The organism is Sphingopyxis sp. GW821-FHT12F08 (assembly GCF_058806755.1).
The window spans coordinates 546644-559790 of sequence record NZ_JBXAQA010000001.1; the positions used below are offsets into that span (position 1 = coordinate 546644).

The following is a 13147-nucleotide window of genomic DNA, read 5'->3' on the forward strand; positions in this document are numbered from 1 at the left end:
AGGGCTTTTGAAGAAAGAACGGCCCTTCGACAAGCTCAGGGCAAATGGGTGTGCGAGGGGGTAGGATTCATCCTAACCCCCACCTTGCATTGCCGCACAATCGTTGCTAGGCGCGCCGCGACTTCGCTGCGGGGGATATTTCCGAATATCCGCCAAAAACCCGCGCGACCCAATCCCCCACGGGATCGTAGCAAAGGACTTTCACGCGTGGAGAATTCCGGCGGCATTCAGGGCAACATCACGGCAGGCCTCGCGGGCCGCTATGCGGTCGCTTTGTTCGATCTGGCCCGCGAATCGAACGCGATCGACGCGGTGTCGAAGAGCCTCGCCGACCTGCGCGCGGGCCTTGCCGAATCGGCCGACCTGTCGGCGCTGATCGCGAGCCCGGTCGTCGGCCGCGGCGATGCGGCGAACGCCATCGATGCCGTCGCCAAGGCGATGGAGCTCGATTCGCTGACCACCAAATTCCTCGGCGTGCTCGCCGAGAATCGCCGTCTCGCCGATCTGCCCAGGATGATCGACGCCTATGACGCGATCGTCGCCGATCACCGCGGCGAAGTGACCGCCAAGGTCACCAGCGCGCACCCGCTTACCGCCGAGCAGCTCAAGGAGCTGACGGCGAACCTCAAAACCCGTGTCGGCCGCGATGTCGCGGTCGCCACCACCGTCGATCCCGCCATCCTCGGCGGCCTCGTCGTCCAGCTGGGCAGCCAGCTGATCGACGGCAGCATCCGTACCCGTCTCAATAGCTTCGCGACTGCGATGAAAGGCTGAATAATGGAAATCCGCGCCGCTGAAATCAGCAAGGTCATCAAGGACCAGATCGCCAATTTCGGGACCGACGCCACGGTCAGCGAAATCGGTTCGGTGCTCTCGGTCGGCGACGGCATCGCCCGCGTCCACGGCCTCGACAATGTCCAGGCCGGTGAAATGGTCGAATTCGCCAACGGCGTGCAGGGCATGGCCTTGAACCTCGAAGCCGATAACGTCGGCATCGTGATCTTCGGCAGCGACGCCGAGATCAAGGAAGGCGACACCGTCAAGCGCACCGGCACGATCGTCGACGTCCCCGTCGGCAAGGGCCTGCTCGGCCGCGTCGTCGATGGCCTCGGCAATCCGATCGACGGCAAGGGCCCGATCAAGGCCGACAAGCGCATGCGCGTCGAAGTGAAGGCGCCGGGCATCATCCCGCGCACCTCGGTGCACGAACCCGTCCAGACCGGCCTCAAGGCGCTCGACGCGCTCGTCCCCGTCGGCCGCGGCCAGCGCGAACTGATCATCGGCGACCGCCAGACCGGCAAGACCGCCGTCGCGATCGACACCTTCATCAACCAGAAGCAGGCGAACGCCGGCACCGACGAATCGAAGAAGCTGTACTGCATCTACGTCGCCGTGGGTCAGAAGCGTTCGACCGTCGCGCAGATCGTGCGCCAGCTCGAAGAAAATGGCGCGATGGAATATTCGATCGTCGTCGCCGCGACCGCGTCGGAGCCCGCTCCGCTGCAGTTCCTCGCACCCTACACCGGCTGCACGATGGGCGAGTTCTTCCGCGACAACGGCATGCACGCCGTGATCGTCTATGACGACCTTTCGAAGCAGGCCGTCGCTTACCGCCAGATGTCGCTGCTGCTGCGCCGCCCGCCGGGCCGCGAAGCCTATCCGGGCGACGTTTTCTATCTGCACTCGCGTTTGCTCGAACGCGCCGCGAAGATGAACAGCGACAATGGTGCGGGTTCGCTCACCGCGCTGCCGATCATCGAAACGCAGGCCGGCGACGTGTCGGCGTACATCCCGACCAACGTGATTTCGATCACCGACGGCCAGATCTTCCTCGAAACCAACCTGTTCAACGCCGGTATCCGCCCCGCGATCAACGTGGGTCTGTCGGTGTCGCGCGTCGGCTCGGCCGCGCAGACCAAGGCGATGAAGAAGGTGTCGGGCTCGATCAAGCTCGAACTCGCGCAATATCGCGAAATGGAAGCCTTTGCGCAGTTCGGTTCGGACCTCGACGCATCGACGCAGAAGCTGCTCAACCGCGGCGCGCGCCTGACGCAGCTCCTGAAGCAGCCGCAGTTCCAGCCGATGCCGTTCGAAGAGCAGACCGCGTCGATCTTTGCCGGCACCAACGGCTATCTCGACACTGTCGCGACCACCGACGTGTCGCGTTACGAACAGGCGATGCTCGCCTATCTGCGCAGCGACCATGCCGATGTGCTGAAGACGATCCGCGACACCAAGGACCTTGGCGACGACGCCAAAAAGGGTCTGGTCGCGGCGCTCGACGCCTTCGGCAAGATTTTCGCGTAACCATCAACCTCGTCATCCCGGCGAAGGCCGGGATCTCGACGGTGAGACCCCGGCCTTCGCCGGGGTGACGAACAAAGGGTAAAGACGGGACTTATGGCCAGTCTGAAGGAACTCAAAGGGCGCATCGTCTCGGTCAAATCGACCCAGAAGATCACCAAGGCCAAGAAAATGGTCGCGGCCGCCAAGCTCCGCAAGGCACAGGCCGCGGCCGAAGCCGCGCGCCCCTATGCGACGCGGCTCGAAGGCGTCGTCGCCAGCTTGGCGTCGAAGGTCGGCGCGTCGGATTCGGCGCCGCAACTGCTCGCCGGCACCGGCAAGAGCGACACCCACCTGCTCGTCGTGCTCAACAGCGACCGCGGCCTCGCCGGCGCGTTCAACTCGAACATCGTCAAGGCGGCACGCGACAAGGCGCTCGAACTGCAGGCGCAGCGCAAGAAGGTCCTCTTCTACCTGATCGGCCGCAAGGGCCGTCCGGTGATCGGGCGCCTGTTCGCGGGCCAGATCACCGAGCTCTACGAGACGACGGGCATCCGCGACATCGGCTTCGATCAGGCGCACGAGATTTCGGCGAAGGTCATGGAGCTTTACGAAGCCGGCGCGTTCGACGTCGCGCATCTCTTCTATTCGAAGTTCCGTTCGGCACTCCTCCAGGAAGCGACCGGCCAGCAGCTGATCCCGGTTCCCGCGCCCGTCGACGTTCCGGCGTCGAGCGGCGCCGCGGTCGAATATGAGCCCGACGAGGAAGCGATCCTCGCCGACCTGCTCCCGCGCAACATCACGATCCAGATCTTCAAGGGCCTCCTTGAAAACGCCGCGTCCGAACAGGGCGCGTCGATGACCGCGATGGACAATGCGACGCGCAACGCGGGCGACCTGATCAACAAGCTGACCATCATCTACAACCGCACGCGTCAGGCGGCGATCACCACCGAACTCATCGAAATTATTGCTGGCGCGGAAGCGCTGTAGCTCCGCGAAGAAATCGGGCGCCGAAGCGCTCTAATCGATCAACCCAAGGAAGAAGACCATGGCTACCGCTCCCGCTGAAAAGAAGGCTCCTGCCAAGAAGGCCGCCGCGCCCAAGGCCGCTGCACCGAAGAAGGCTGCTGCTCCCAGGGCCGCCGCGACCGCCGGCACCGCCACGGGCCGCATCGCGCAGGTCATCGGCGCCGTCGTCGACGTCCAGTTCACTGGCACGCTGCCCGCGATTCTGAACGCGCTCGAAACCGACAACAACGGCAACCGCCTCGTCCTCGAAGTCGCGCAGCACCTCGGCGAGAACACCGTCCGCACGATCGCGATGGACGCGACCGACGGCCTGACCCGCGGCCAGCCCGTCACCGACACCGGCGCGCAGATCTCGGTCCCCGTCGGCCCGCAGACGCTCGGCCGCATCCTCAACGTCATCGGCGAGCCGATCGACGAACAGGGCCCGGTCAACGCCGTCAGCGTCGCGCCGATCCATGCCAAGGCTCCCGAGTTCGTCGACCAGTCGACCGAAACGAGCATCCTCGTCACCGGCATCAAGGTCATCGACCTGATCGCCCCTTATGCCAAGGGCGGCAAGATCGGCCTGTTCGGCGGCGCGGGCGTCGGCAAGACCGTGCTGATCCAGGAACTGATCAACAACATCGCCAAGGGCCATGGCGGTACGTCGGTGTTCGCGGGCGTCGGTGAACGCACCCGCGAAGGCAACGACCTGTATCACGAGTTCCTCGACGCCGGCGTTATCGCCAAGGACAAGGACGGCAACCCGACCCCCGAAGGTTCGAAGGTTGCGCTGGTGTTCGGCCAGATGAACGAGCCGCCGGGTGCGCGTGCGCGCGTCGCGCTCTCGGGTCTGACGATCGCCGAATATTTCCGCGACCAGGAAGGCCAGGACGTGCTCTTCTTCGTCGATAACATCTTCCGCTTCACCCAGGCGGGTTCGGAAGTGTCGGCGCTGCTCGGCCGTATTCCCTCGGCCGTGGGTTACCAGCCGACGCTGTCGACCGACATGGGCGCGCTGCAGGAACGCATCACCTCGACCAACAAGGGGTCGATCACCTCGGTGCAGGCCATTTACGTTCCCGCGGACGATTTGACCGACCCGGCCCCGGCAACTTCGTTCGCCCACTTGGACGCGACGACGACGCTGAACCGCGCGATCTCGGAACTCGGCATCTATCCGGCGGTCGATCCGCTCGATTCGACCAGCCGCGTGCTGACCGCCGCGATCGTCGGCCAGGAGCATTATGAGACCGCCCGCCGCGTTCAGGAAACGCTGCAGAAGTACAAGTCGCTGCAGGACATCATCGCGATTCTCGGCATGGACGAGCTGTCGGAAGAAGATAAGCTGGTCGTCGCCCGCGCGCGCAAGATCCAGCGCTTTCTCAGCCAGCCGTTCCACGTCGCCGAAGTCTTCACCAACATCCCCGGCAAGTTCGTGGCGATCGAAGACACGGTGAAGTCGTTCAAGGCGGTGGTCGATGGCGAATATGACCATCTGCCCGAAGCGGCCTTCTACATGGTCGGCGGCATCGACGAAGCGGTCGCCAAGGCCGCGAAGCTCGCCGAAGACGCGTAATACTGGTCCTCTCCCCTTCAGGGGAGAGGATACGAAGGCTCGGCAACTGGTTGCCTAGCCGGAGTTGGAGAGGGGACCGCTCCGAAGCGAGACTCCCCCTCTCCCAACCCTCTCCCCTGAAGGGGAGAGGGCTAAAGGGAAAAGCCCATGGCTCTGAAGTTCGAACTCGTCACCCCCGCCCGCCTCGAGCGGACCGCCGACGTCTATATGGTCACCGTGCCGGGTAGCGAAGGCGACTTCTCGGTGCTCGAAGGCCATGCGCCCTTCATGGCGACGCTGCGCAACGGCCCGCTGACCATCTATGCCAAGCAGGGCGCCGATCCCGAGACGATCGAGGTCGAAGGCGGCTTCGCCGAGGTCAATGAGGCGGGCCTGACCGTCCTCGCCGAGCATATCGCCGGCTGAAACGCCGGCGAATGACGAAACGCAAAAAGGGGGCCACGGCCCCCTTTTTCATGCTCCGCGTCAGGACCAGGAATATTCGCGCAGAGGCGCAGAGAACGCCGAGGATTTGGTTCACGCGGAGACGCGGAGACGCAGAGAGAAATGGGGAGGAGCGGCTTCGCCGCTCCTTTTCTATCTCTGCGATCTCTGCGCCTCCGCGTGAACCTCTCTCGACGCACGCAGCCCACCGACGCGCCGCATTAGGAGAATGTCAAAGTTTCCGCTCTATTCACCCTGTCGATTGGGGGTTCGTCTGCTTTGGCGGCGACACATCCATGGATATGATTCGAAAGCAGGACAGCATCATGAGCGCATTCGGACGCCGCCCCGGTACCGCAGGACGCCCCGCCTTTGGCGTGGCGAAGCCAATGCAGGGCGGCGCGGGCATGCCTTCGGGCGGCGGCCAGTTCCCGGCGATCGACGCGGCCCCGCTGCCCGACCCGCTGGCGGGCGCGGCCCCCGAAATGGAAGCGATGGAGCGGCTGAACCAGCGCTCTTCCGCCGAGGCGATGGAGCCCGAAAAGGCGCAAGGGTTCGAAGCCAGCGTTCACAAGATCAAGGAACAGGTGCTGCCGCGCCTGCTCGAACGCGTCGATCCCGAGGCCGCCGCGACGCTCAGCAAGGACGAGCTGACCGAGGAATTCCGCCCGATCATCCTCGAGGTGCTCGCCGAGCTTCGCATCACCTTGAATCGCCGCGAACAGTTCGCGCTCGAAAAAGTGCTCGTCGACGAACTGCTCGGCTTCGGCCCGCTCGAAGAATTGCTGTCCGACCCCGACATCAGCGACATCATGGTCAACGGACCGTACCAGACCTATATCGAACGCAAGGGCCAGCTGGTCATCGCGCCGATCCAGTTCCGCGACGAGCAGCATCTGTTCCAGATTGCCCAGCGCATCTGCAACATGGTCGGCCGCCGCGTCGACCAGACCACGCCGCTCGCCGACGCCCGCCTCAAGGACGGCAGCCGCGTCAACGTCATCGTGCCGCCGCTGAGCCTGCGCGGCACCGCGATCTCGATTCGTAAATTCTCGGCCAAGCCGATCACGCTCGACATGCTGTGCCAATGGGGCGCGATGAGCCAGAAGATGTGCACCGCGCTGAAGATCGCGGGCGCGAGCCGCTTCAATATCGTCATCTCGGGCGGTACCGGTTCGGGCAAGACGACGATGCTCAACGCGCTGTCGAAAATGATCGACCCCGGCGAACGCGTGCTGACGATCGAGGACGCCGCCGAACTCCGCCTGCAGCAGCCGCACTGGTTGCCGCTCGAAACGCGGCCCGCGAACCTCGAGGGCAATGGCGCGATCCACATGGGCGACCTCGTCAAGAACGCGCTGCGTATGCGCCCCGACCGCATCATCATGGGTGAGGTCCGCGGCGCCGAATGTTTCGACCTGCTCGCCGCGATGAACACGGGTCACGACGGGTCGATGTGTACGCTCCACAGCAACAGCCCGCGCGAATGCCTCGGCCGTATGGAGAATATGGTGCTGATGGGCGACATCAAGATCCCGAAGGAAGCGATTTCGAAGCAGATCGCCGATTCGGTCGACCTGATCGTCCAGATCAAGCGCCTGCGCGACGGGTCGCGCCGCGTCACCAACGTCACCGAAGTGATCGGCATGGAAGGCGACGTCATCGTCACCCAGGAATTGTTCAAGTTCGAATATATGGACGAGGACAAGGACGGGAAGATCATGGGCGAATATCGCTCGATGGGCCTGCGCCCCTACACGCTCGAAAAGGCGCGCCAGTTCGGCTTCGACCAGCCCTATCTCGAGGCGTGCCTCTGACCCGCGCGTCGCCCCCGCGAAGGCGGGGGCCGCTGGAGGCCTATACAGCGGTGCCGGGCCAAGCCTATTGCGGCCCCCGCCTTCGCGGGGGGCGACGTCACCTCTGATGCACCCAGAAGGCGAGCGCGAAGATCGTCACGCAGGCTGATGCCAGCGCGATCCCGCGCCAGGGCATGAAGCCGACATTGTCGACGTCGCGCCGATTGTTGCGCCGCCAGTTCGCCCATTCGGCGACGGCGCACAATATGGCGGCGCCGATGCTCACCGACAGCATGGACACTTGCATCCGAGCCCTTCCCTTCGCACTATGGCGGTCCCCCAACCGGGCCGGCACCGACCGGCCCGCTCCCCGAGAGAGGTGCCCGATATGCGTCATTTCCATGCCGTTGCAAGTGCAGCGCTGATCGCCGTTGCCGCGTGCAGCGCCCCCGCGTCGAATGCCACCGCCAGCGAAGCCGCCAAGCCCGGCGATGCGATCGCCGCAGCGGTCGCCGCGCCGACGCGCACCCCGGCGAACGTCGTCCGCGACCAATATCGCCACCCCGCCGAAACGCTGGCCTTCTTCGGGGTCAAGCCCGGCGACACCGTGGTCGAGCTGTGGCCCGGCGGCGGCTGGTATACCGAAATCCTCGCCCCGCTGTCGAAGGCGGGCGGCGGCACCCTCTATGTCGCCGCGCCCTTGGACAGGGGCCTGAACCGCCTCAAGGACAAGCAGGCCGCCGACACCGCGACCTATGGCGCGCTGAAGCTCGCCGAATTTCCCGCGACCGGCGCCGGGCCCAAGGTTCCCGATGGCAGCGCCGACGTCGTGCTGACCTTCCGCAACGTCCACAACTGGCGCTTCGACGGCGCGGACAAGGCCCAGGAAGCGTTCCGCCAGATCTACGCGATGCTGAGGCCCGGCGGCGTGCTCGGGATCGAGGAGCATCGCCTCGCCGAGGGCGACGATGCCGCCAAGGAGGAGAAGTCGGGCTATATGAAGGAAAGCTCGATCATCGCCTTTGCCGAGGCCGCGGGCTTCAAGCTCGCGGGCAAGAGCGAGATCAACGCCAATCCCAAGGACACGAAGGATTATGAAAAGGGCGTCTGGACGCTGCCGCCGAACCTGCGCGAGGGCGAGAAGGATCGCGACAAATATGTGGGCATCGGCGAATCGGACCGCATGACGCTCAAATTCGTGAAGCCCGCGAGCTGAAGCCGTTTGAAACCATAGACCCGGCGCTGCTGCTCAGCGCTTACGCGCAGGGGCTTTTCCCGATGGCCGACGCGGCGGACGACCCGTCGGTCCATTGGGTCGAGCCGCGGCTGCGCGCGATCCTGCCGCTGGACGGCTTCCGCCTGTCGCGCCGCCTGAAGAGGACCATCGTCGCCGGGCATTTCCACGTCACCACTGACCGTGCCTTCGCCGCGATGATGGCGCTGTGCGCCGAGTCCGCCGCCGACCGGCCGACGACGTGGATCAACCCGGTGATCAAGGCGAGCTACGAGCGGCTGTTCCGCATCGGCCACGCGCACAGCGTCGAATGCTGGCAGCAGGGCGAGCTGGTCGGCGGGCTCTACGGCGTGACGCTGGGGCGTGCCTTCTTCGGCGAATCGATGGTCAGCCGCGCGCGCGACGCGTCGAAGGTCGCGCTCGCGCATCTCGTCGCGCGGCTGATCGCGGGCGGCTGGCAGCTGCTCGACTGCCAGTTCATCACCCCGCACCTCGAATCGCTCGGCGCGATCGAAATCACCCAGGCCGATTATCTGACGCGGCTCTATTCGGTGTTGGCGGGCGCCGGTGCGGCCGGGGCCGGTACGGGGATCGCGGCGGGCGGAGCTGGCGCCGGGGTGCCTTCGCCGCCGTTCGTCGCGGGCGACTGGGGCGCGCTCGACGCCTTGGGCGCCGCCGCCGATTCGGACTTCGGCACCGCGCGCGCGACGGGCTCGCCGCCCGGATATGTCATCGCGCAGCTTTTGACGAAGACATCGTAGATCGGGTGCTGGATCACGTTGCGTTCGGGGCGCTCGCGGAAAATCCAGCCCGAAAAGACGCGGTACCATTGGTCGTCGCGCTGGTCCTGCACGGTCAGCTGGACGAAGGCGCCGGTCTCGGGCGGATCCTCCCACGGCGCAGTCGTCTCGCACGCGCGCAGGCGGACGATCGCGCGGCCGACGCGCGCGCTGTCGCCGGGCTTCAGCTCGAGATCGCGGACCAGCCCGTTGCGCTTGTTGAGCAGGCCGACCACCGCGACGCGCTCGGCCATCGGGGTCGCCCCCTCGATGCCGCCGACCTCGGCGGGAACGCGTTCGGACTTGGCGACCGTCTGGACGGTCGCGCTGCCCTTGCCCTGCGACGGGCTACGGTCGCAGCCGGCGAGCGCGGTCGCGGCGAGCAGCGCGATCAGCGCGGTCGGGATCGGGCGCGCACGCATGCGGCTCACTCGGCGCCGGGGCGCCAGGCCTCGTAGTCGCCGGTCGCGGCGGCGCGGCGGCCGCCGCGTTCGAGCGCGCCGGCGGGGCGATAGGCGCCCGTGCTGCCGGTCAGATTCGCGCTCGGGTCCTGCTCCCATGTGCGCGGCGCGGGCAGGATATCGGCGGGCAATTCGTCAAAGGTGCCGTGCAGCCAGCCGTGCCATTCGGGCGGCACGCGGCTCGCGTCGTTCGATCCGTTATAGAGCACCCAGCGGCGGTTGCCCTTCCTGGCGCGGTGATAGGTGTTGCCGAGGCTGTCCTCGCCGACCTTCTCGCCGCTCGCCCAGCTGTTGAGGAGCGTGCCGACGGTCGCGCCGTCCCACCAGGTGAAAATCTTGCCTAAAATGCCCATGGCCGCGCGTTTACAGGCAAGCAGAGCGGTCGCGCAAGCGCCAAAGCGGCATTGCGCTCCCCCTTTTGCCGTTTGTCCTGAGCTTGTCGAAGGACCGTGCTTTCCTTCAGCGCCGACAAGAAAAAGAACGGCCCTTCGACAAGCTCAGGGCGAACGGAAATGGGGATGGCTCAATCTTTCCAAGTCACCGTCGCGCTCTCGTCGATGCCGAGCTTCGCCGCGGTGCCCCCCGCGAGCTCGAGCACCGCGCTCACCTCGCCGCCGCTGACCACCGGTTCGAGATTCTCGGGGATGGTGTTTTCGGCGATGCGGTCGATGCTGCCGTCGGCGCGGATGAAGATCATGTCGAGCGGGATCAGCGTATTCTTCATCCAGAAGCTCGCATATTTGGGCTTTTCGAACGGAAAGAGCATGCCCCCGCCCTCGGACAGGCTGGTGCGGAACATCAGCCCCTTTTCCTGTTCCTCTGCCGTCCGCGCTACCTCCACGTTGAAGACATGCGCCTTGTCCGCCATTTTCACCGTCACCGCGGTCGACGAACTTTCGGCCTGCGCACCGTTGCCCGAACAGCCGGCGAGCGGCGCGGCCATGATCAGCGCGAGGGCGGGAAAAAGCGCACGCATCGGCATTCCTTTCGCCGGTTGGACGCCCCTGCCCTAGTCGCGCGCCGCTTCTTCGTCCAGCGCCGCCAACGCCGCATCGTCGCCGGGACGAATCGCCAGGATCCGCCGCGCGAGGCCGAGCGAATGGCCGGCGCGCGCAAAGGCTGCGACCTGACGCTCGCGCTGTGCCGGATCGTCCGCCGCCTGCACCGCGAAGGGCCCCAAACGGCGGCGGCGCGCAAAGCCCAGCGCCGAGGCGAGCGCCGCATCCTCGGCGCTTTCGACCGCCTCCGCCGCGTCGGCGGCGGCGATTCCGTCGACCCACAATTGCGCCTTCACGCGCCGCGTGCCGAGTCCGCGCCGCGTCATCGCGGCGCCGCGCATCGCGGCATATTGCCTGTCGTCGACGAAACCCAGCCGCTCGATCTTGGCGACCAGCGCCGCGCACGCCGTCGCCGGATCGACATTGTCGGTCCATTCGGATTCGCGTATCTTTCTCGACAGATAGCGCGCCAGCTTGGCGCGACTGGTCGCGAATCTGGCGACATAGGCGAGCGCCAGCTCCTCGAGCCGCGCTGCGTCCAAGGGTTTCCTGCCCCGGTCGGATCGCGCGCGGGAGTTGACCATGCCATGTTTATGCCACAGTCGGGCCTGATTGAGAACGACCAGCGCCGCCATATCGGGCATCAATGCCTGAAAATAGGCGATTTGTTCCAACGATAAGGGATCGCGCAGCACGTATGGCCCAGAAAGATGACATGCTTGTTGCCGCGCGCCCCGCATCGCGGGATGCCGGAGCTCCTATGAACGACAAGATCAACGATGCGGCCGACGCGCTCGTGCCGACGCCGACCATATGTACACAGCCGCGCCGTTTTTCGGACTTCGCCACCGTCGGCGAAGCGCTCGACTATGCCGCGAGCGGCACGCGCGGGCTCAATTTCCACGATCCGCGTGGGCGTCTGGTGCGCCCCTATCCGTATAGCGAGCTCAAGGCCGATTCGCTCGCCGCCGCCTATCGGCTGATCGCCGCGGGGGTGAAGCCCGGCGACCGCATCGCGCTGATCGCCGAAACCGGCGCCGAATTCGCCGCGCTCTTCTTCGGCACCATCTATGCCGGTGCCTGGCCGGTGCCGCTGCCGCTGCCGACCAGCTTCGGCGGTCGCGACTCCTATGTCGGCCAGCTCGTCGTCCAGCTGACCAGCTGCGACCCCAGGATGCTGTTCTTCCCGCCCGAAATCGCCGCGATGGCGATCGAGGCGGCCGAGAAACAGCATGTCGCGCCGATGGACTGGAGCGAATTCGGCGCGCGTCCCGCGCCGCCGGTCGACCTGCCCGAACAGCAGTCGGACGAGACCTGCTACCTCCAGTACAGCAGCGGCTCGACGCGCTTCCCGCACGGCGTCGCGGTGACCCATGCGGCGCTGCTCAACAATCTCGCCGCGCATTCGCACGGGATGAACGTCCAGGACAGCGACCGCTGCATCAGCTGGCTGCCCTGGTATCACGACATGGGCCTCGTCGGCTGCCTGCTCTCGCCCGTCGCGAACCAGGTGTCGGTCGATTATCTCAAGACCGAGGATTTCGCGCGCCGACCACTCGCCTGGCTCGACCTGATCAGCCGCAATGCGGGCACGACGCTCAGCTACTCGCCGACCTTCGGCTACGACATTTGCGCGCGCCGCGTGTCGAGCCAGACGCATGTCGCCGACCGCTTCGACCTGTCGCGCTGGCGCGTCGCGGGCAATGGCGCCGACATGATCCGCCCCGACGTGATGCAGAGCTTCGTCGACGCCTTCGCCGACGCCGGGTTCAAGGCGAGCGCCTTCCTGCCGAGCTACGGCCTCGCCGAGGCGACGCTCGCGGTCAGCATCATGCCGCCGGGCGAGGGCATCGTCGTCGAACTGGTCGAGGAAACCGAGCTGTCGGGCGCCGCCAATGATTCGGGCCGCCCGACGCGCTATCGTGCGATCGTCAACTGCGGCCGCGCCGCGCGCGACATGGTGATCGAGGTCCGCGACGAAGCGGGGGGCGTGCTGCCCGACCAGACCGTGGGCAAGGTTTGGTGCAGCGGCCCGTCGCTGATGACCGGCTATTTCCGCGACCCCGAATCGACCGCCGCCTGCCTCGTCGACGGCTGGCTCGACACCGGCGATATGGGTTATTTGTCAGACGGTTATATCTATATCGTCGGCCGCGCCAAGGACATGATCATCATCAACGGCAAGAATCACTGGCCGCAGGATATCGAGTGGGCGGTCGAGCAGCTGCCCGGCTTCAAGTCGGGCGACATCGCCGCCTTCGCGATCACCGCGCCGGGCGGCGAGGAGACGCCGGCGGTGCTCGTCCAGTGCCGCACCAGCGACGATGCCGAGCGCGCCGCGCTGCGCGAGACGATCCGCGACCGCGTCCGCGCGATCACCGGCATGAACTGCCTGATCGAACTGATCCCGCCGCGCACGCTGCCGCGCACCAGTTCGGGCAAATTGAGCCGGTCGAAAGCGCGCGCGCAATATCTGGCCGGGGAAATCCAGCCCTTCGCCATCGCGGCCTGAATTCCGTCCCCCTGCGGGACAGAAAAAGCGCGCACGAACCGCCTGATAGTTACTTTCGGGTAACTCCGTTT

General features: G+C 66.0%; 13 protein-coding genes and 1 pseudogene. 9 read left to right on the forward strand and 5 right to left on the reverse strand.

The genetic code is table 11. The features are described from left to right. Nucleotides 1-207: 207 nt before the first annotated feature. The 6 genes from AC1RNQ_RS02690 (at nt 208) to AC1RNQ_RS02715 (ending at nt 7113) form a co-directional block, all read left to right on the forward strand. Nucleotides 208-774 carry a F0F1 ATP synthase subunit delta gene (locus AC1RNQ_RS02690; protein WP_493168715.1) on the forward strand — a complete coding sequence of 189 codons (567 nt, stop codon included), beginning with the start codon at nt 208-210 and terminating at the stop codon, nt 772-774. A 3-nt stretch (nt 775-777) separates the two neighbouring features. After that, nucleotides 778-2307: a F0F1 ATP synthase subunit alpha gene (atpA, locus tag AC1RNQ_RS02695; RefSeq protein ID WP_493168716.1), complete on the forward strand. Its 1530-nt coding sequence runs from the start codon at nt 778-780 to the stop codon at nt 2305-2307. A 93-nt stretch (nt 2308-2400) separates the two neighbouring features. Further along, entirely contained in the window at nt 2401-3276 is an 876-nt protein-coding gene (locus AC1RNQ_RS02700; RefSeq protein ID WP_493168718.1) for a F0F1 ATP synthase subunit gamma, read from the forward strand. A gap of 58 nt (nt 3277-3334) precedes the next feature. Then, complete coding sequence (atpD, locus tag AC1RNQ_RS02705) at nt 3335-4873, forward strand: F0F1 ATP synthase subunit beta (RefSeq protein ID WP_493168719.1); 1539 nt, start codon at nt 3335-3337, stop codon at nt 4871-4873. Between the two features lie 147 nt (nt 4874-5020). Next, nucleotides 5021-5278, forward strand: a complete 258-nt coding sequence (locus AC1RNQ_RS02710) for an ATP synthase F1 subunit epsilon (RefSeq protein WP_493168721.1) — start codon at nt 5021-5023, stop codon at nt 5276-5278. A gap of 344 nt (nt 5279-5622) precedes the next feature. Further along, the gene (locus AC1RNQ_RS02715; protein ID WP_493168723.1) at nt 5623-7113 is read left to right on the forward strand and encodes a TadA family conjugal transfer-associated ATPase; all 1491 of its coding nucleotides are present in this window, start codon (nt 5623-5625) and stop codon (nt 7111-7113) included. 97 nt (nt 7114-7210) lie between these two features. Here the strand turns inward: AC1RNQ_RS02715 and AC1RNQ_RS02720 are convergent, their stop codons facing one another. After that, nucleotides 7211-7399, reverse strand: coding sequence for a hypothetical protein (locus tag AC1RNQ_RS02720; protein ID WP_493168724.1), 189 nt, complete (start codon nt 7397-7399; stop codon nt 7211-7213). A gap of 81 nt (nt 7400-7480) precedes the next feature. Between AC1RNQ_RS02720 and AC1RNQ_RS02725 the strand changes: the two genes are divergently transcribed. Both AC1RNQ_RS02725 and aat read left to right on the forward strand, forming a co-directional pair. Then, the gene (locus AC1RNQ_RS02725) at nt 7481-8308 is read left to right on the forward strand and encodes a class I SAM-dependent methyltransferase (protein WP_493168726.1); all 828 of its coding nucleotides are present in this window, start codon (nt 7481-7483) and stop codon (nt 8306-8308) included. Then, nucleotides 8305-9087, forward strand: coding sequence for a leucyl/phenylalanyl-tRNA--protein transferase (gene aat / locus AC1RNQ_RS02730; protein ID WP_493169391.1), 783 nt, complete (start codon nt 8305-8307; stop codon nt 9085-9087). The genes AC1RNQ_RS02725 and aat overlap by 4 nt, the downstream gene beginning before the upstream one ends. A gap of 35 nt (nt 9088-9122) precedes the next feature. Here aat and AC1RNQ_RS02735 read toward each other — a convergent pair. From AC1RNQ_RS02735 to AC1RNQ_RS02750, 4 genes and pseudogenes are all read right to left on the reverse strand, one after another. Continuing rightward, nucleotides 9123-9527 (reverse strand): annotated as a pseudogene (locus tag AC1RNQ_RS02735) (DUF2155 domain-containing protein); the annotation flags it as partial. Nucleotides 9528-9532: 5 nt separating this feature from the next. After that, nucleotides 9533-9919 (reverse strand): NADH:ubiquinone oxidoreductase subunit NDUFA12, encoded by a 387-nt coding sequence (locus AC1RNQ_RS02740; RefSeq protein ID WP_493168728.1) that lies wholly within the window; start codon nt 9917-9919, stop codon nt 9533-9535. A 170-nt stretch (nt 9920-10089) separates the two neighbouring features. Then, the gene (locus AC1RNQ_RS02745; RefSeq protein WP_493168729.1) at nt 10090-10542 is read right to left on the reverse strand and encodes a DUF192 domain-containing protein; all 453 of its coding nucleotides are present in this window, start codon (nt 10540-10542) and stop codon (nt 10090-10092) included. A gap of 33 nt (nt 10543-10575) precedes the next feature. Continuing rightward, nucleotides 10576-11106: a regulatory protein RecX gene (locus tag AC1RNQ_RS02750; protein ID WP_493168730.1), complete on the reverse strand. Its 531-nt coding sequence runs from the start codon at nt 11104-11106 to the stop codon at nt 10576-10578. A gap of 218 nt (nt 11107-11324) precedes the next feature. Here AC1RNQ_RS02750 and AC1RNQ_RS02755 point away from each other — a divergent pair, with 218 nt between their 5' ends. Further along, nucleotides 11325-13076, forward strand: a complete 1752-nt coding sequence (locus tag AC1RNQ_RS02755; protein WP_493168731.1) for a fatty acyl-AMP ligase — start codon at nt 11325-11327, stop codon at nt 13074-13076. Nucleotides 13077-13147 lie beyond the last annotated feature (71 nt).

Excerpts from the sequence above, each read along its gene's own strand:
- AC1RNQ_RS02740 (WP_493168728.1), bottom strand. The coding sequence starts at position 9,919 with ATGGGCATTTTAGGCAAGATTTTCACCTGGTGGGACGGCGCGACCGTC.
- atpD (WP_493168719.1), top strand. The coding sequence starts at position 3,335 with ATGGCTACCGCTCCCGCTGAAAAGAAGGCTCCTGCCAAGAAGGCCGCC.
- AC1RNQ_RS02725 (WP_493168726.1), top strand. The coding sequence starts at position 7,481 with ATGCGTCATTTCCATGCCGTTGCAAGTGCAGCGCTGATCGCCGTTGCC.
- AC1RNQ_RS02745 (WP_493168729.1), bottom strand. The coding sequence starts at position 10,542 with ATGCGTGCGCTTTTTCCCGCCCTCGCGCTGATCATGGCCGCGCCGCTC.
- AC1RNQ_RS02720 (WP_493168724.1), bottom strand. The coding sequence starts at position 7,399 with ATGCAAGTGTCCATGCTGTCGGTGAGCATCGGCGCCGCCATATTGTGC.
- AC1RNQ_RS02710 (WP_493168721.1), top strand. The coding sequence starts at position 5,021 with ATGGCTCTGAAGTTCGAACTCGTCACCCCCGCCCGCCTCGAGCGGACC.
- AC1RNQ_RS02700 (WP_493168718.1), top strand. The coding sequence starts at position 2,401 with ATGGCCAGTCTGAAGGAACTCAAAGGGCGCATCGTCTCGGTCAAATCG.
- AC1RNQ_RS02755 (WP_493168731.1), top strand. The coding sequence starts at position 11,325 with ATGAACGACAAGATCAACGATGCGGCCGACGCGCTCGTGCCGACGCCG.
- AC1RNQ_RS02715 (WP_493168723.1), top strand. The coding sequence starts at position 5,623 with ATGAGCGCATTCGGACGCCGCCCCGGTACCGCAGGACGCCCCGCCTTT.
- atpA (WP_493168716.1), top strand. The coding sequence starts at position 778 with ATGGAAATCCGCGCCGCTGAAATCAGCAAGGTCATCAAGGACCAGATC.